The sequence below is a fragment of the Sporosarcina sp. Y1011 genome (assembly GCF_057669885.1).
The window spans coordinates 159422-176799 of the sequence record NZ_JBYHFP010000006.1 but is presented as its reverse complement, the minus strand read 5'-3'; the positions used below and the strand labels follow the sequence as shown (position 1 = coordinate 176799).

The 17378-nt window shown below is 37.6% G+C and carries 18 protein-coding genes and 1 riboswitch; of the genes, 5 read left to right on the top strand and 13 right to left on the bottom strand.

Annotated features, from left to right (window positions below):
- Positions 1 to 38: 38 nt before the first annotated feature.
- The 6 genes from cysC to AC25Y5_RS10040 form a co-directional block, all read right to left on the bottom strand.
- On the bottom strand, positions 39 to 638 hold the full coding sequence (gene cysC, locus AC25Y5_RS10065) for an adenylyl-sulfate kinase (protein ID WP_488140155.1): 600 nt from the start codon (positions 636 to 638) through the stop codon (positions 39 to 41).
- A gap of 181 nt (positions 639 to 819) precedes the next feature.
- Positions 820 to 920: riboswitch (SAM riboswitch) on the bottom strand.
- Positions 921 to 1059: 139 nt separating this feature from the next.
- Positions 1060 to 2229 carry a TraB/GumN family protein gene (locus AC25Y5_RS10060; protein ID WP_488140154.1) on the bottom strand — a complete coding sequence of 390 codons (1170 nt, stop codon included), beginning with the start codon at positions 2227 to 2229 and terminating at the stop codon, positions 1060 to 1062.
- 449 nt (positions 2230 to 2678) lie between these two features.
- Positions 2679 to 3428 (bottom strand): amino acid ABC transporter ATP-binding protein, encoded by a 750-nt coding sequence (locus tag AC25Y5_RS10055; protein ID WP_488140153.1) that lies wholly within the window; start codon positions 3426 to 3428, stop codon positions 2679 to 2681.
- A 38-nt stretch (positions 3429 to 3466) separates the two neighbouring features.
- On the bottom strand, positions 3467 to 4123 hold the full coding sequence (locus tag AC25Y5_RS10050) for an amino acid ABC transporter permease (RefSeq protein ID WP_488140152.1): 657 nt from the start codon (positions 4121 to 4123) through the stop codon (positions 3467 to 3469).
- Between the two features lie 188 nt (positions 4124 to 4311).
- Positions 4312 to 5466 (bottom strand): saccharopine dehydrogenase family protein, encoded by a 1155-nt coding sequence (locus tag AC25Y5_RS10045; RefSeq protein WP_488140151.1) that lies wholly within the window; start codon positions 5464 to 5466, stop codon positions 4312 to 4314.
- A gap of 85 nt (positions 5467 to 5551) precedes the next feature.
- A complete protein-coding gene (locus tag AC25Y5_RS10040) occupies positions 5552 to 6382 on the bottom strand; it encodes a transporter substrate-binding domain-containing protein (RefSeq protein WP_488140150.1) in 831 nt (276 codons plus the stop codon).
- 576 nt (positions 6383 to 6958) lie between these two features.
- Between AC25Y5_RS10040 and AC25Y5_RS10035 the strand changes: the two genes are divergently transcribed.
- The 3 genes from AC25Y5_RS10035 (at position 6959) to AC25Y5_RS10025 (ending at position 8787) form a co-directional block, all read left to right on the top strand.
- Positions 6959 to 7816 (top strand): manganese catalase family protein, encoded by an 858-nt coding sequence (locus AC25Y5_RS10035; RefSeq protein WP_488140149.1) that lies wholly within the window; start codon positions 6959 to 6961, stop codon positions 7814 to 7816.
- Between the two features lie 388 nt (positions 7817 to 8204).
- Positions 8205 to 8552 (top strand): hypothetical protein, encoded by a 348-nt coding sequence (locus AC25Y5_RS10030; RefSeq protein WP_488140148.1) that lies wholly within the window; start codon positions 8205 to 8207, stop codon positions 8550 to 8552.
- A gap of 160 nt (positions 8553 to 8712) precedes the next feature.
- On the top strand, positions 8713 to 8787 hold the full coding sequence (locus AC25Y5_RS10025; RefSeq protein WP_488140215.1) for an excalibur calcium-binding domain-containing protein: 75 nt from the start codon (positions 8713 to 8715) through the stop codon (positions 8785 to 8787).
- Between the two features lie 872 nt (positions 8788 to 9659).
- Here AC25Y5_RS10025 and AC25Y5_RS10020 read toward each other — a convergent pair.
- A complete protein-coding gene (locus AC25Y5_RS10020; protein ID WP_488140214.1) occupies positions 9660 to 10076 on the bottom strand; it encodes a HEAT repeat domain-containing protein in 417 nt (138 codons plus the stop codon).
- Positions 10077 to 10304: 228 nt separating this feature from the next.
- Complete coding sequence (locus AC25Y5_RS10015; protein ID WP_482105196.1) at positions 10305 to 10508, bottom strand: hypothetical protein; 204 nt, start codon at positions 10506 to 10508, stop codon at positions 10305 to 10307.
- Positions 10509 to 10886: 378 nt separating this feature from the next.
- Here AC25Y5_RS10015 and AC25Y5_RS10010 point away from each other — a divergent pair, with 378 nt between their 5' ends.
- Entirely contained in the window at positions 10887 to 12221 is a 1335-nt protein-coding gene (locus AC25Y5_RS10010) for a glutamine synthetase family protein (protein WP_488140147.1), read from the top strand.
- 800 nt (positions 12222 to 13021) lie between these two features.
- A complete protein-coding gene (locus AC25Y5_RS10005) occupies positions 13022 to 13525 on the top strand; it encodes a phosphatase PAP2 family protein (protein WP_488140146.1) in 504 nt (167 codons plus the stop codon).
- A gap of 76 nt (positions 13526 to 13601) precedes the next feature.
- Here AC25Y5_RS10005 and AC25Y5_RS10000 read toward each other — a convergent pair whose 3' ends face one another.
- From AC25Y5_RS10000 to AC25Y5_RS09980, 5 genes are all read right to left on the bottom strand, one after another.
- Positions 13602 to 14369 carry a class I SAM-dependent DNA methyltransferase gene (locus AC25Y5_RS10000; RefSeq protein ID WP_488140145.1) on the bottom strand — a complete coding sequence of 256 codons (768 nt, stop codon included), beginning with the start codon at positions 14367 to 14369 and terminating at the stop codon, positions 13602 to 13604.
- A 184-nt stretch (positions 14370 to 14553) separates the two neighbouring features.
- Positions 14554 to 15192, bottom strand: coding sequence for an MFS transporter (locus AC25Y5_RS09995; RefSeq protein ID WP_488140144.1), 639 nt, complete (start codon positions 15190 to 15192; stop codon positions 14554 to 14556).
- Positions 15193 to 15234: 42 nt separating this feature from the next.
- On the bottom strand, positions 15235 to 15744 hold the full coding sequence (locus tag AC25Y5_RS09990) for an MFS transporter (RefSeq protein ID WP_488140143.1): 510 nt from the start codon (positions 15742 to 15744) through the stop codon (positions 15235 to 15237).
- A gap of 162 nt (positions 15745 to 15906) precedes the next feature.
- On the bottom strand, positions 15907 to 16545 hold the full coding sequence (locus AC25Y5_RS09985; protein WP_488140142.1) for an O-methyltransferase: 639 nt from the start codon (positions 16543 to 16545) through the stop codon (positions 15907 to 15909).
- Between the two features lie 99 nt (positions 16546 to 16644).
- Entirely contained in the window at positions 16645 to 17112 is a 468-nt protein-coding gene (locus AC25Y5_RS09980) for a GNAT family N-acetyltransferase (protein ID WP_488140141.1), read from the bottom strand.
- Positions 17113 to 17378 lie beyond the last annotated feature (266 nt).

Here is a 17378-nt window from a genome sequence, read left to right as displayed (position 1 = left end):
TCCTACAACACCAAGAAGTTACATGTCTATTGGTTTTTTCAGATATATTTATTTTCGTTTAAATAATTTACGATGACTTTAACGGATTCTTCAACGCTTAGCTTATTTGTATCAATAGTGATTTCTGGGTCAACAGGTACGTCATAAGGAGCATCGATTCCTGTGAAATTTTTCAACTCTCCCAATCTGGCTTTCTTGTAGAGTCCCTTTGTATCGCGTTCTTCACATGTTTCTAAACTAGCCTTCACGTAAACTTCGATAAATTCATTTGGTTCGACGAGGTCGCGCACTTGATCCCGATCTTCCTTGTATGGAGAAATGAACGCTGTTAACGTGAACAATCCTGCATCAATCATTAGTTTTGAAACTTCACCGATTCTACGAATATTTTCAGTTCGGTCATCTGGACTAAACCCTAAATTCTTATTTAAACCATGCCGAACATTATCCCCATCCAACCGATAGGTATGAATACCTTTTTTATGTAACGCTGTTTCTAACGCTACTGAAATCGTCGACTTTCCTGATCCTGAAAGTCCTGTAAACCATAGAATTGCACTTTTATGCCCCTTAGCTTCTTGGCGATTGTCTTTTGTTACCTCTGATTCGTGCCAAACGATATTTGTAGATTCTGTCATTATTTTCTCCTCCATTTTCTCTATTTAATTTACAAAAAAAGACAACTTCTAAACCGATACAAATAATCGATTAAAAGATGCCTTTAGTTGTCTAATTAGCATGTATTCTATTACGTGGAAAATAAAAAACCACTTCTTAATAGTGCAAGAAGAGGTTAATTAATCGAACAAAAAATTTCTCTTCTTATCTTCTAAACTTTCGTTTAATGGAATTGGCACAGTACTAAACAGTCTGTTGCCGAGGTTTCATTGGGCCAGTCCCTCAACCTCTCTGGATAAGATATGAACTATTAAGTTGAGACCAATATTACATTATGAAAAAGACATTGTCAATGACTTATCAGATAATAAATTAAAGTCTATTGGTTTAATTGGTTTTAAATATCCTTCTTGTGTCGATAACAAAAAAGCTATCTATTTTTCATTTAAAGTTCTCAAAGAATACACGTATGACATCAGCCCCACCTATAAAGGTACCTAATGTACCTCCTAGGTTTGTGAGGACGACAACTAATAAGACTCGTGTTACCCTATTTGCCCAAAAACCTTTAATCGAAAATACATCTTCAGATAATCTTTCGAAATCGCCAACGCTTGGTCTACGGAAAAATGCCTGAACAATTCCGGATACCCACCCCGCTGCAATCAATGGATGTAGGGTTGTTATTGGAGCCGAAACAAAGGCAGCCAAAATGGCTAGTGGATGTCCAAGTGCCGCAGCCGCACCAATTGCCGAAAGACTACCCGTCCACAATATCCAACTTAGCGCTTGGTCAAAACCCGCGGAAGGATTTGAAATAAAAGTATATGCAATTATAGAAAGAAGGAGCACTGGAATTGCCCATCCAATAATTTTAGGTAGTTTTGATTTGACGGGCGTTTGCGATAATGCTTGTAAATCATGCTCATTATGAATTTCCTTGGTAATCCCTGGAATATGTGCTGCCCCTAAAACAGCCACTACTTTTTTCCCCGGTGCATCTTTAATTTTCTGTGCTAAATACTGATCACGTTCATCAATTAAAGGCTCCTTTAGTTTCGGAAAAGTTTCTGTGAAATCGTTCAGTACTGCATTTAAAGTGTCTTTTGATTTCATTTTTTCTAGGTCTTCTTCGGAAATGTTTTCTTTACTGAATATACTATAGACGACCGACGTGAGAAGTTGACTTTTCCCCATGAAACCGATGTTGCCCCAAATTCTGGAGAACGTTATTTGAATATTACGATCGGCGAGCACAAGATCCGCACCAACTTCTTTTGCCGATTTAATCCCCTGAATCATTTCCTGCCCAGGCTTTATATTAAATTGTTTTGCTAAACGGTTTTGAAAGGAGGAAATTGCCAGATTCATTAAAAGTAAAGATGCTTTCTTTTCTTTTATTACCTTAAAAATATCTGTCTCCTTCCACTTGCTTCCTTCCATGATAGATTGATAACGTTGTTCATCCAATTCAATACAAACCGAATCAGGTCTCTCTCTGTCGATTACTTCTTTTACCTGATCTGCACTTTGCTTTGAAACGTGGGCTGTTCCAATAAGAATTAATTCTTTTCCATCTAAATTTATTCTCGTAATATTGTCTTCTTGCATGAACAAACATCCTTTGTAGAACTAATTTCTTATTAGTAACCTCTATCCAGTGATCACCAAAAGACGGTCTAATATTAATAATGAATCAGTTTGAAACAAAATTCAATTATATTTCATTATTAATTAAATAAGAGTCGTTACACCAAGGGAAAATCGTTAGATAGAATATGTGAAATCCTTTGGTTAGACTTGCTTTAAAAACTTTTGCGTTCCTTGATCTTTAGGGTATACAAAGATTTCTTGTGGGTGTTCCCTCATCAAGAATAACCCCGCATCTTCATCTAAACTCCTACAATCACCGAGCGTAATCCCATTATTTACAACTTTATCACGATCTTTATCATTCAGATATTCCGCGGAGGCAATGTATGAACGAAACAACGAAAATTAATTATAACAACAAAAAAACACCTTTTACGACCAATGTGTCATAAAAGGTGCCCTTATAGTTATTCGACATTCAACAAGAACTTTTTCGTTCTTTCCTCTTTTGGCATTTGAAATATTTCTGTGGATGTTCCTTGTTCAATAATTAAACCATCATCCATAAATACAACCCTGTCAGCTACATCTTTGGCAAAATTCATTTCATGTGTCACAATCACCATTGTCATTCCTTCAGAAGCCAGATCTTTAATTACTTGCAGTACCTCTCGTACAAGCTCGGGGTCAAGAGCGGAGGTGGGTTCGTCAAATAGCATGACAAGCGGATTTAAAGCGAGCGACCTAGCAATTGCTACTCTTTGCTGTTGTCCGCCCGAGAGTTGCGCTGGATAGTGGTTGCAACGATCACCCAGTCCAACTTTTATTAGAAGGGCTTCAGCCAACTTTTTTGCTTCATTTCGTTTAGTCCCATGAATGACAATAGGCCCTTCCATGACATTTTCAATTGCAGTTTTATGGGGAAATAGATTAAACGATTGGAAGACAAATCCAGTCTTTTTTCTTAACTCTCGAATGTTTTTTTTTCGTTTACGTTCTAATTTCCCACCTGCAAGCACTTGAAATTCACCAATTTGAATAACACCAGCTGTAGGTTCTTCTAAAAAGGTGAGGCACCGTAGCAAAGTTGATTTTCCAGAACCGCTCGGACCCATTAATACGACCACTTCGCTCTTTTCAATTGTCAAATCGATTCCTTGCAATACTTCATTTAATCCAAAGCTCTTTTTCAAATTAGTAATTTGAATAGTACTCATGGTTTACCACCCCACATTCATATTTTCAATTCTATTTTTTACCGAACCAAGTATTTAGAAGTCTTAATTTCAAGTCTATTTAAAAGTGTTGTAAAGAAAGTGATTAATACCCAATAAATTGCTGCGGCCGTTAAATAGATTGTTAATGGCTCAAACGTTTTAGCTATTATTAAACTCGACATTTGTAATAGTTCTGTTACCGTTATGACCGAAACCAGTGATGTATCCTTAATGAGCACGATAAATGTATTTGACAAAGTTGGAATTGCTATGCGCATACTCTGTGGTAAGATTATTCTTTTTAATGCCTGTGAATAAGTCATTCCCATGGACATAGCTGCTTCCATCTGCCCATTATCAACGGCAAGTATGGATGCCCGGAAAGACTCAGACAAGTAAGCCCCAGCGTTTAAACTTAAAGCCAATATCCCGGAAGAAATTGGGTCTAGGGTAATTCCTATTTGAGGCAAACCATAGTAAATAACAAATATTTGTACCAACAGCGGTGTTCCTCTTATAATGGAAATGTATGTGCTTGCTATTCCATTCAAAATCCTAACTTTTACGATTCGTATGATTGCAGTGAAAAACCCAATAATGAGTGCGATAACAATTGATATTGCCGCCAAGAGAATAGTCATTAATGTCGCTTTTAGCAGAGATGGCAAAGAATCAATAATAATTGTGGCGTCCATAAATCCCCCTCCTGTCTGACAATTAATCTGACAAGTTAATATAATGAAATAAAGAATCCCATTGAACCTGCTGTAGCGCTAGGGGATGCCTGCGGCAAAAAAGCCAAGCAGGCATCGACGCTAACCTCACTGCTCGGACTGCCCCTTGTAAGTCACTTACTCTGTATACATTTGTTCAAGATATATAGTTACATTATTGTTTCTTCCTTACATTCAATTTCAATTCCAACACTATTCAACTCATCTATAAACGGCTGAAATCTATCTCTAATAATCAAATTTTCAATCGGCACTACGCCTGTCTCTGGTATTATTTTTAACGCAATCCACTTAGCTACAAGAGCTGCTGGAAGAGCAGTCGTTTTTGCCATCGATGTAATATTCCGTTCATGGTCAAAAAGATCAATCATTTCCCATGTATACTTTTTAGATTTTCCATCTTTCACCCCACTGACCTCTACCCTCACAATTGTTATATCTTCATTTGAGTCAGATATCATTTTAGCTGTAAGAATTTTTTCCGCAACTGCTCGTGGAGTAGTTACTGTTCCTTCTATGGATATTTCTTCTGTGTCTAAAAATCCCAATTCACTTAAAACGCCCATTTTCCCCCAATGACCAGGATAGCGGGCTGTTTTTTCATATAGATTTTTAACTTTTTCCCTTAGCACAAATGCTGTGCTATGTGCATCTGTTATAACCGTTTCACAAACACCTACCGGGTCTGAAAAAATAACTTCTTCGAGTCCCGATAAAGGGGGCAATTTTATAAGCTTTCCGTCCTGTACAGCCATCGCGGGTTTTGTGTATAAACCCAGTACACTTTCTAAACGGAAAACTACTTGATACCACAGAGGTGGAACAGGATGCCTTGGAATACCACCACAAGTCATAATTGCTTCGTCAGCTTCATCCAGCAATTCTATACCTTGTGCCGCTAAAAAGTTTGTTATACCTGGTGCAACACCGCACCCGGGAATGATAATAACACCTGCTTCTTGCGCCTCATCATGTAATGCTATTTTTTCAATGAAGTCTGAACCGACAAGATCTACAAGGTGGCATTTTGCTCTAATAGCTGCCTTCACTGCTATTAAACTTAAGGAATGTGGTAGACATGCTACTGCTATATCGGCACCTTTTAGGATATTGAAAATATCCTCTTCTGTTTCCAACGGTGCTGCTACCCCAGTTACCTTTGGACTATTTGTATTTTCCAGACACTTCTCAATGCTATTTTGTCTTCCATCAACTGCTGTAACTTTATCTATTACGGAAAACTTAGCGATTTCACTGACCACTGTAGCTCCAATCATTCCCGTTCCTAATATGACAACATGCAATTTACATACCTCCCTTATCTACGGTTACAGGATAAAGAAAACATAGAGTGATCAATAATCCTCATTGATCACTCTATGCGTACGGTTATTTTTCTAAAGGTTCTGTCCCGAACCATTTTTTGTAGATTTCATTATAAGTACCATCTTCTTTCATTTCGCTAAGGGCTTCATTGACTTTTGAAATAAAGTCTTCATTTCCTTTATTGACAGCCATTCCAATTTCGTCTTTATTTAATATTCCACTAGTTATTTTTAATGGAAGATTATTCTCTTTAATATTGTAGCTCATTAATAATTGGTCGTTTATAATGACATCCAATCGTTTGTTCGTCAAATCCTGAATGTAGTCACTGACAGCTTTGTATAACTTTACATCGGCCCCATCTACACTATTCGCAACCTCTTCAAATGTAGTTCCGCCCCCAACGCCGACTTTTTTTCCTGAAATATCTTCAAGTTCTGTAATTCCTTCTGTTTCTTCACGGGTAACCAATACAGAACCGGTTATTACATAGGGTTCAGTAAAATCAACGCTTTTTTTACGTTCCTCAGTCACGGTCATCTGTCCGATGATAATGTCGAATTTATCGGCCTTCAGACCTCCAATTAACCCATCCCACTTTGTTGCGATGAATTTTGCCTCAACACCTAGCTTTCTCGCGATTTCGTTGGAAATATCAACGTCAAACCCCTGGAACTCATCTTTGTCATCTAAAAAGTTAAATGGTGGATATGTTCCTTCGAAAGCAACATGCAATGTATTGGATTTTTCAATGCGATCCATCACGCTTTTAGTGCCGCTTTCCTTACCTATATTTTCATCTGTATTCTCGCTTTTCACTTCATTTGAACCGCAACCTGCAATTATAGTAATCATAAAAATGGTGATAATCGTCAAAATAATATTCCTCTTCATGTCATATCCCCCTTTTAAAATCACAGAAATTCAAACAGCTACTATACAACTATTCTACGTATCTGACTTTATTCCTATTCCTTCATTATAAAACAAATGTTACCAGAGGTCAATTGACTTATACGAAAATTCAGTCAACTAAAAGAAGAAATGACTATATGAGCATTGCATTTTTATAATCTGTTTGATTTAAAACTGCCGCATATCTGTTGGGAGCTTCCCATCCTGTGCCGTTATCGTATTTATAGACCAGGCCGATTATGCATCCTTCGAATGTCGGATACTAACGGAAATAACCATCTATATAGTAGATAGTGCAGCGGGCTTTTGCTCGGCCGTTCGTTTGATAGATATATCACTGAAACATCCGGAACCCGACTAAATTACGAGATGGTTATTTGTCTTCACTAATGACTCATTTGCGCCGAATCCTAACTCAAAAATCCCTGACGTAATTAAATGTTGCCCTCGTTTTTTTTCGATAGACATCAAAAGTAATTACCGCTATTTGAATGTATGATTTTCATTATCAGTGGCATTCTAATCTTTATTATAATTTGAAAGGATTGAATAAATTTGTATTACTACAAAGAAGAGCTCATTAATATAATCACCCCTGATAAACCAGATCCAGAAGCTGCAAGAGTATTGCAAGAAATTCTAGGTGGGCATTATGGCGAAATGAGAACTATGATGCAATACTTTTTCCAAAGTTCTAATTTCAGGGGTAAAGATACTCAATATCGAGATTTGCTTCGAGGTGTTTTCTTAGAAGAAATCGCACATGTAGAGCTCGTGCAAAATACAATTAACCAGTTATTAAATGATTCTGGAGAGTCTGCAGTTCCAGGGAATGCAGGAGTCGATCATGCCCCTCTTGATGATGCAGTTAGGCACGCAAACCCCCATCATTATATTGTTGGTGCACAAGCTTCTTTGCCTGTTGACGCTGCTGGTAACCCTTGGAACGGCTCTTGGGTATATTCACATGGAAATCTTATAGCTGATTTACTTGACAACTTGGTTCTTGAGTCAACCGGAGTACTACAAAAGACGCGTATATACGAAATGAGTTCAAATAAAACTTTCCGGGAAACGCTTGCTTTTCTTATCGTACGGGATAATGCGCACCAAAATGCTTTTGCTAAAGCGTTAGAAACATTGGGTGTGGATTGGGGCAAACTATTCCCTGTACCGAACTATGATATAAATAAATATCCTGAATGCAGAAAATTTGTTGAGATGGGATACCATAATGCACAATTCAATTTCAGATTGGACCCCACCCGAATTGGCGAAATATTCCAAGGCCAAACTCCTAGCAGGAACAATGGAACGCTTTCAGTAACGGATCCTCCAAAAGGGTTTCCAGTTCCTTTAATGCCTGACATGCCAAATGAACATAGTCCAGGTATACAGGACTTGAGCAACTAAATTAAATCGGTCCCTTTACTAGGGACTGATTTTTTGTATAACTAACTTCAGAAAATAAAGGCCTGTCATCTCTCGCCTTATAATAATCTGTTTCCCGTTGCCCGACTTGTCCGCCTTCTCTAGTTGCCCATCCTTCAATCGGTATACTGAGTTCTCATAAAGATCAATCTTCGCTGCCATATCTTTCACCAGGACCATTCCTCGTTCGTGTTATACTTGGCTTGGCCACGGCAGGAGAAGTCCTGCCTTTTTTTATTGCCCGAAAATACTGTCCCTCTATCCTAAATCGAGCCCACCTCTGCCCAGTCTACAATCAACAGGGTAATCCCCATTTACCAACTGTCCTTTGATACAATAGAAAATAGATAATTCAATTAAGGAGGATAATGTGAATTATTTTATTAGTTTTCTTTTAGCAACTTTACTCACTGCTTTTTCCTATTTTTTAGGTAGTCTTCTAATCAGAAATAGTATAGCTGTTTGGCAAGCTCTCATAATTGGGGTTTCCGTAGTTTCGTTAAGCGCGATTACCGAAGCATTTGGTGCCCCCATATGGCTAATTGTATTAATACCATTTCCAGTTGGGATGTTTTTGCTTTACCTGTTTTTAAATAAACCCCTAGATACATGGTTTCTCACCTATCTAACAACATTAGCCTTGTATTCGGTAATTCACGTTGTGATGAGCTACTTTTTTCAATTTCACTCTTTAATTCCCGCTTGGCGATTATCCTGATCACTGTAAACAATTTTTCTTATGGGAATCCTACAATGGATTCTCTTTTATATTTCGATCACATTTTTAAATTTTTCGCATCGTAGTTTGTGTCTACTGTAGACTCTGAAACATAGATACTTCACAATTCTGTGTCTTCATTACCTTTGCAACGGCATGAATTACCTCCAAAGTCACCCCGCTTATCTACTCGAAAATGGACCGTGATAAGGATGGTTGGGCTTGCGAGAGGTAACTAACGTTTGACTCCCCTGCCCTACCCAGGGCTTTTCTATTAACTTAATACCGGGTATTTTACCAAGTAAGGTACGAAGGATTATTAAATCGATTAATGAAGGGGTTAAAGTTTAGATTAAAAAACCACGCTCACCGTTAAAAAAGATACAATCGCATGCAAAAAGATCAGTAAAGAAAGCCGTTGTTCCTGGTTGAGGTAAGGGTGAAGCAACTGCGATGAAGAATCCTGCAAAGTTTATCGCGAAGAAAATAATCGGACAACTTTTAGCCAAACCTAAGAAGAATGGGTTTTTCTCGCTATTTAAGTGATAATTTTACTGCTATATCCCGGTTCAACATATCACGATAACTCATTGAGTTCATTTTTTCCTTGTTGGTGGGTACATTAAAAAAACTATTTAGCGATGATTGTGGGTTTAATTTAGGAAGTATAGGGGTTGAAGTGGAAAGATATAGACTTCGAAAACAAAAAACTGACCGTGGATAGAACGAGAGATAGATTTGGTACGAGGGCGTCAAAAATAAAAAAGTCGCAGAACTATTGTTATCAACGATTTTCTAGTTAACATTGAAACTATATCGAAAATGTTAGTTGGAAATTAAGTTATTCAGAGGAGAAAGTGTGTCTTAAAATGATTATATATTGATAGCCTCAACAGCTACCCTTGTAGAAGTTTTAATAATGCATTTGATACTATCTTAATTCGAAATCCTGTTGCGTTAATTGCAAAGCACTTAGGAAATACACTGTATGGTCATGTAATTGAAGAAGATAAAAAAATCTGTAGTAACATTCGATGATGCAATAAATTATTAAAATACAGTTGATTGAAGGATTTCTGGGGGATGTCCCCCAAAAATCCCTTCAATCTATTTCCCCTTTGCCGTCTCCCAGGTGTTTTGGAGCCATTCATCAAACTCTGCACCCTTATCCCCTTCATACGTGTCATACAAATCAAGTCTCATGTTCTTCAACTTTTCTTTGTACTCTTCGTACGTATGGCCTGCCGGCAAACTTTTCTTAATTCTGAAGAAGACTTTATTAGCATCTTTAATCAACTCAAATTTATTTCTTGGCGGTAGCTGCACATCTTCGCCAAACTTCACAAGATTACGGTAAGCGGCTTCTACCACTTTATAGACGGCATCGTTGTTCATTCTATGCAGCAGTACATCGATAGTCCTTTTATGTTTCCACTGTCCCAATTCTTCGATAGCATCTAAACGGACTCTCCAATTCGACGTCCTGTTTACTGCCTTCCTTAATTCATCATAGTTTGGAGGCATTTCGTTTTTTATACCATTAATCAAGTAATCCAATCTCCTTCTGTTTCAATATCCTGTTTATGCAAGGGGATATCTTATGATAACCCTTCAATATGTATTGTACCATTATCTGTTGAAACACATACCCTTTTTACACATTCATGTTTAGAGTTTTAGCCCATGGTACGTAACCGTAGTATTGTATTGAAAAAACGCAAACCAAGGTAGCCGATGGTTTGCGTTTTATTATTAAGAACCCATTTTTCTGCGTGCACTACTAACTTTTTTCGCTTGTTGGCTTTGCATTTTTTTTGCAGTTTGTATTGAATTACCTTTTTTATTGTTATCGGCGGTTTGATTCTTCTTTGCTTCTAATTGTTTTTGCATCGCTTCTTTTAAGCTGATTTTTTTCTTTGGAGCATCTTGCTCGTTTGTTTCATGATTTTCAGTCATATGAAATCCTCCTTTATATCGAATGATGATTTTTTTACTTCTTTCTATTATACCCGAAACTCCACTACTTCTGGAAGTTTTAATTAATATAATTGATAACTCGTAAAGCGTGTATAAGACGAAGTATTGAATATATATATTAAATTGAGCGTAGGCGCATTAGCATTGCTTCGCGCGAGTCGATACTTTATTTTTATAATATAGAGTAAAAGAAAAACGCTTACCTATATGTTACTTTGTATAAAAGCTCATTTAACGTTGGCCAACTTATGGTAATGTGTCAATGAAAAAAATCTTGTTATTGGTAACTTCTTGCTTTATTACAGAAAAATGTTATGGAGTAATCCGTAATAAACGATACTTAAGGAGGACGGCATGATGAGGAATTATACAAAAGAACACATTCGCAAATTTGTAGAAGAAGAAAATGTGAATTTCGTTCGACTTCAGTTCACCGACATTTTAGGAATGATCAAAAACGTGGAAATTCTCATCAGCCAGCTCGAAAAAGCACTAGATAATAAGATGATGTTCGACGGCTCTTCAATCGAAGGATTTGTACGGATCGAGGAATCGGATATGTACCTCATACCGGATCTTAACACGTGGATGGTATTCCCTTGGCCTTCAGGTAAAGGCAGAGTTGCACGGTTAATCTGTGATATCTATCTTGCCAGTGGTTCTTCGTTTACAGGTGATCCTCGTGGCAATTTAAAACGTGTATTAAAAGAGATGAAAGAGCTCGGATTCACAGATTTCAACCTCGGACCTGAACCAGGATTTTTCTTATTCAAGCTCGATGAGAACATGCAACCAACAATGGAACTAAACGATAACGGCGGTTATTTCGACCTTGCCCCAATGGGCCTCGGAGAAAACTGTCGACGCGACATCGTTTTGGAGCTAGAGGAAATGGGTTTCGAAATTGAAGCATCCCACCATGAGTGTGCACCAGGACAACACGAAATCGACTTCAAATATGCAGATGTACTAACCGCTTGCGACAATATCCAAACATTCAAACTCGTAGTCAAAACGATTGCACGAAAGCATGGTTTGCACGCAACCTTCATGCCAAAACCTCTTTTCGGCGTCAGCGGATCGGGTATGCAATGCAATGTTTCCCTATTTAAAGACGGCAAAAATGCTTTTATTGACGAAAATGGTGAATTACAATTGAGCACAATAGCATATCAGTTCATGGCTGGGGTTCTTGAGCATGCTCCTGGTTTTACAGCAGTGACAAATCCGACAGTTAACTCCTACAAACGACTTGTACCTGGCTACGAAGCACCATGCTACATCGCCTGGTCCGCTCAAAACCGCAGTCCGCTTATCCGAATCCCTGCTTCCCGGGGCATAAGCACTCGAATCGAGGTTCGTTCCGTTGACTCGGCAGCAAATCCATTTCTTGCAATGGCGACTATTTTAAAATCTGGCTTAGACGGCATCAAACGTAAACTTGAGCCACCGAAACCAGTTGATCGTAATATTTATGAATTGCAATATTCCGAGCTTCAAGAATTAGGAATCTGTACCTTACCAACTGACCTTGATCACGCACTCATCGAACTTGGTAAAGATGAAATTATCCAAGAAGCTCTTGGCAAGCATATTTTCACAAACTTTATGGCAGAGAAGAAATTGGAATGGGAAAGTTACCTAATTACTGTGCATTCTTGGGAAGTTGAACGTTATATGAAAATATACTGATAAATTCAAGTTGGTATGTAACCTTTGCTATACAATAGCTCAATTTAGATTGATGAAAAAAATTCCCTTAACAAGATAACAGACTTTTGAGCCCTTGATAACTCAGGTAGGAGTTATCAAGGGCTTTGTCTAGTTTTGGCCAGAAGGATATTCCCCAGTAGCTTTGACTCGGGTTACTCCATTGATAACGGACAATGTTTCTTGGTAACTAAACAAAACTTCTATGAAGCTAGGCCACAAAAAACGAATTCATCCTAATATGAAGTCATCCATTCCTATATAACATTTTCTTCGCAGCATCTAGGCGAGTACTACTAGAAAAATGACGATAATCATCCACTTTATACGTTTCTCTATCACTATATCATCCAACAACTGCAACCGAATCCGCGTAAAAAGACATTCTAACCTCTCATCCGCCGGAAAATTGATCACAATTTTTTCTTGGTATACTTACGTAAGCAATAGGATATATTAAAAAGACCGCATTATGCTAGTGTATTTAGCGGTATTGTAATAGGTAGTTCCAACAATAAAGATTGACCTGAAAGCGGAAAAACAAACTACCTTGGCCTGTCAAACTCAAGGAAGGTTATTCTTTGGTCTGTCTATTAATGTATATGTATTATATTGAGGTGATTTTGCAAGTGGAAACTAGGTTAAATACTCTATTCGTAGTACTTGTCCTTCTAATAACTCTCTTTGGTTTTGGGTTCCTAGCTTTCCTAGTCAAAGTAAATCAAATTTTTCAGTTTGACAATGTAATCATCTCTTTTATTCACAGCCTGGAGTCTGAACGTTTGACCTCGATAATGAAATTTTTCTCTTTTATAGGGTCGGGTTCTTTAGTTAAAGTTCTTGCACTGATTACAATAATAGTCCTTTTCTTCTTTTTCAAATATCGATCTGAACTAATATTGTTTACTGTAGTTCTAATCGGTTCTCACTATATTTTTCAAGCGTTAAAACAAATATTTCAAAGGCCTCGCCCAGAATTGCATCAACTTATTGAAATTGGTGGGTACAGTTTCCCAAGTGGTCATGCAATGAATGCCATAACGTTATATGGGATCATTTCATTCCTACTATGGTCTCGTATTCCCTCAAATTGGGGCCGAACGCTCTTAGTCATCCTTAGTACAATCATGGTTCTAATGATTGGAATTAGCCGCATTTATTTAGGTGTTCATTACCCTAGTGATGTAATTGCAGGCTATTTTGCGGGTAGTTTTTGGCTGATTGGTGCGATTTGGTGTTTTCAGTTCATTCATAGAAAGGTTTCTGAGCGAACATATACAAAATAGCTGTATGCTTAAGCTTTCAATTAGCCGCCGTCTAAAGAAAAGCCAAGTTCTGAGTGGTTTCAGAACTTGGCTACTTTTATTTTATAACTTTACATACATACACCATAGAAACACTTTTTGCATTGAACTCATTTTTATCCCAATCACCGTATACTTGAATGATCTCAAATCCATTATCCTTAAGTACTCTTTCCATTTCAAGTGGAAATGAATAGCGCAAGGAAATACCATCTTGCTCTTTAGCAATTAAAGTGTCTCCCTGATGAATTTGCCGATTAGTATAACAATGCAATATTTGTGTCATCGAATCATATTCATCACGGTGGAAATCAATTATCCGATTTCCATATTTATCAATATACTTTTGCTCGTACTCATCAACAGCTCCCAACTCGTGGAATATCGGATTTCTTGTGTCAAAAATAAAGATTCCATCCTCTATCAGATGCTGTCGAACAGATTGGAATAAGGCATCCTGCTCTTCATTCGTTAAAAAGTGTTGAAACGAATTCCCAGTCATAAAAGCGAACGAACTTTTTACGGGTAGAGTCAAATTCATGCAGTCTTGTAGGAAAAAATCATTTAAAACCCTTTGCTCTATGGCCTTTTGCTTTGCACGCTCCAACATTCCCTCATGCAAATCAACTCCAACCATTTGAAATCCACGCTTAGCCATTGGAATGGTGAGTCGGCCAGTACCGCACGCCAATTCAATGATTGGTTGATCTAACTTAGCCCATTCTAGAATAACGTTCAAATCCTTTTGATATCCTTCATAGAGATGGTCATACGTTTCAGGATCAGCATATTTCTCTAAGTTCTCCTCGAATCTATTCCTACTCATTCATTCATCCCTCTTCCCTTATATATTCCCTCTGATACTGTGATAGGAAGAGCATTTCAAAAACAAAAATGTACCATTTTCACTACTTTCAAATTTTATAATTTCATATTGCAAGCTAATAATGACAGGAGCTTCCGTTTCAAGCTCGTATCAAAAGATTATTAAGAATTGTATGGGTTCCTTCCTACTTCACCTTCATAACCACTACAGCACTTAGAATTATTAGGACACCAGCTACACTAAATAGTGCGGCGACACTTATTAAATCTGTAAATAACCCCGCTAATCCTAACCCAATTGGTGTTGCGAGTAATGATAGGCTTGAAATGAAACTAAATACTCGTCCAAGTAAATGGGGTTCAATTTCTGTTTGGATGTATGCATAAAATGGTGCTGAAAATAAAGGGCCTGATAAACCAACAAAAGAACTCATTACAACAAACACATAGAAAACTGAGGGTGATAACAAACCAGAAATGAATAATGCAATGCCCATCAACATCATGCCGGCCGCCATTGTTTTAACCTTATCAAAACGATCTCCTAGAACACCTACTAACAAAGCTCCTAGAATTAAACCAATCGCAAATATGATCTCAACTATACCTGCTTCTACCACACCTTTTTCAAAATGATTTCGTACCATAAGTGGGAAGTAGATACCGATTGGAATGTAAAGGACAGCTACAACTGTGGTTATGATTGATAACTTTAGGACAAGGCGATTTTTCACAATCGCTTGATATCCTTCTTTTATTTCAGCAAAAAAACTACTCGATTCCAATTCTTCAGTTCTTACTACTCTTGGAATGCGGATAAACAATAAAATGCCACAAGCAATAACAGCACCTAAAACATCTAATAGTCACACCCATTCAAGTGAGCTAACTGCAAGTAATGACATGCCAACTGCTAGTCCTGCAATATAGGACATAGAACTTACCATTTGTCCCCAGCCAGCTATCTTTGTAAGGTGCTCTTCAGGTGCAAGCAGTGGTACAGAGGCTTGCATTGCCGGCATATGAAAGGCAGTTGCCAATGAACGAACTACTAACACGAGTATAACTAATGCGATACTTGGCTTGCTAAAATACATCGATGCGAATAAGAGTAAACTACCTAATGCAACAGTCAAATCTGCTAGAATCATCATCATTTTTCGAGAGTAACGATCTACAATTGTCCCAGCAAATGGGCCAATCAATGCTTGTGGTAAAAAACCCGCTACCCCCGCTAGCGCTAATACAAGCGGTGAACCTGTTGTATCTGTTAAACACCATATGATACTAAATTGAACAGCGGCACTACTCATTAACGAGAAAAACTGCCCTGTATATAACGCGAAAAATAGTCGTTTCCAATTTTGATATTCCATTATAATCGATACCCCCTAAATTTGCGTATCGATTATATACCGATACGAGCCAGTTTTACTAAGCTCGTATTAATAAAAGAGTAACATCATCAAATAAAATCCCTCCAAATCAGTGGCTTACCCTGTTCTGTTTATTGTTTAAAAAATCTCGGTATTCTCCAATTATTTCTTTACTTTTGAAAGCGTCAGTCCATCACCGATGGGAACAAGAAGCGATTCTAATTGAGGATGGTTGGCTACGGTTTCATTAAATTTCTTCATTATTTCGGTATAGCGTTTAGGTTTTGCACTTTGATCCACTACACTACCACCAGCAAGCACATTATCCATAACGATTAAAGCACCCGAATCTGCAAGCTGAATGCAATATTCCAAGTAATTTTCATAGTTTTCTTTATCTGCATCAATAAAGAAAAAATCAAATCGCTGATGATTGTCGACTAGTTTCTCTAAGTTATGCAAAGCAGCGCCTGTCATATAGGAGACTTGGTCGCCAAAGCCAGCTTTAGCTAGATTACTGGAGGCCAAATTTGCATAATCCTCTTCCAATTCAAGGGAGGTTAGTTTCCCTTCACTTCCAAATCCTCTAGCAAGGCAAATTCCGCTATAGCCGCCAAGTGCACCAATTTCAAGTATATTCTTAGCACCTGAAATAGAGATTAGCATCGTTAGCAGCTTGCCAGAAGAAGGGGATACCGATATGGCAGGCATACCGTTTTCTTCAATAGAAGAAATCACATCCTGCAAAAGAGCATCTTGCTTCGTAAAAACCGTATCGATATAACTGTTAACTTGTTTCATCCTCTTCAATTCCTTTCTCATTATGATCTACCGACTATTTCATTAATTTTTACTTCGTCTCAATTAGTTGCTTTGCTAATCGAAAAATTAATTCTTTTCTTACAAGTGGTAACTCATCACAATAAGTTCTCCGCTCCTCCCCATCTCTCGTACGCCTTCATCAATATAGCCACATTTTTTATACAAAGCCTGGGCTTTCTCATTTTTAACATTTACAGCTAGTACAATCTCATCAATATCTTTAAAATTACTTTTAACAAACTCTGGTAAAAGCATTAAAGCATTCTTCCCATAACCTTTACCTTGTTGATGAAAATCCGTTGAAAAACTTCTAATTAATATTGCATTGTCATTCGGTGAAAAAGGCTTGACCCCTTCACCTTTATGTAGGCTAAAGAACGTTACCAGTTGCTCGTTTTTTACTGCTAAAATCGAATAGCGATTCTGCTCTGTATTCGATAGATTAATGGCATCCTTGGGTGTCCCCGTAAATCGTAGCTGTTCGTCGGTTAATGTATAGTTTTCTATGAGTTCAGTAAACGCATGATTATAAAATTGAAGTTTCATGTATTCTACACCTTTCTATAAACGAACATACGATCTTTTCAGATAGATCATATGTGTTATAAACAAAATAACCAATTACTTAAAAGAGTTAAACTTCATTATATCAGCATTTTCACGGTCAAACTCAAGTTATTTCATAATTCTCCTTAGATTTATGATTAAGCCAAGAACATCCGTGACTTCAGTCGTGGGATGAATTGGCTTTCTTTTTTTTGTTCTAAAGCGACACCACTAGGCAAACGTGTGTTCTATTTGGTAGAATACTC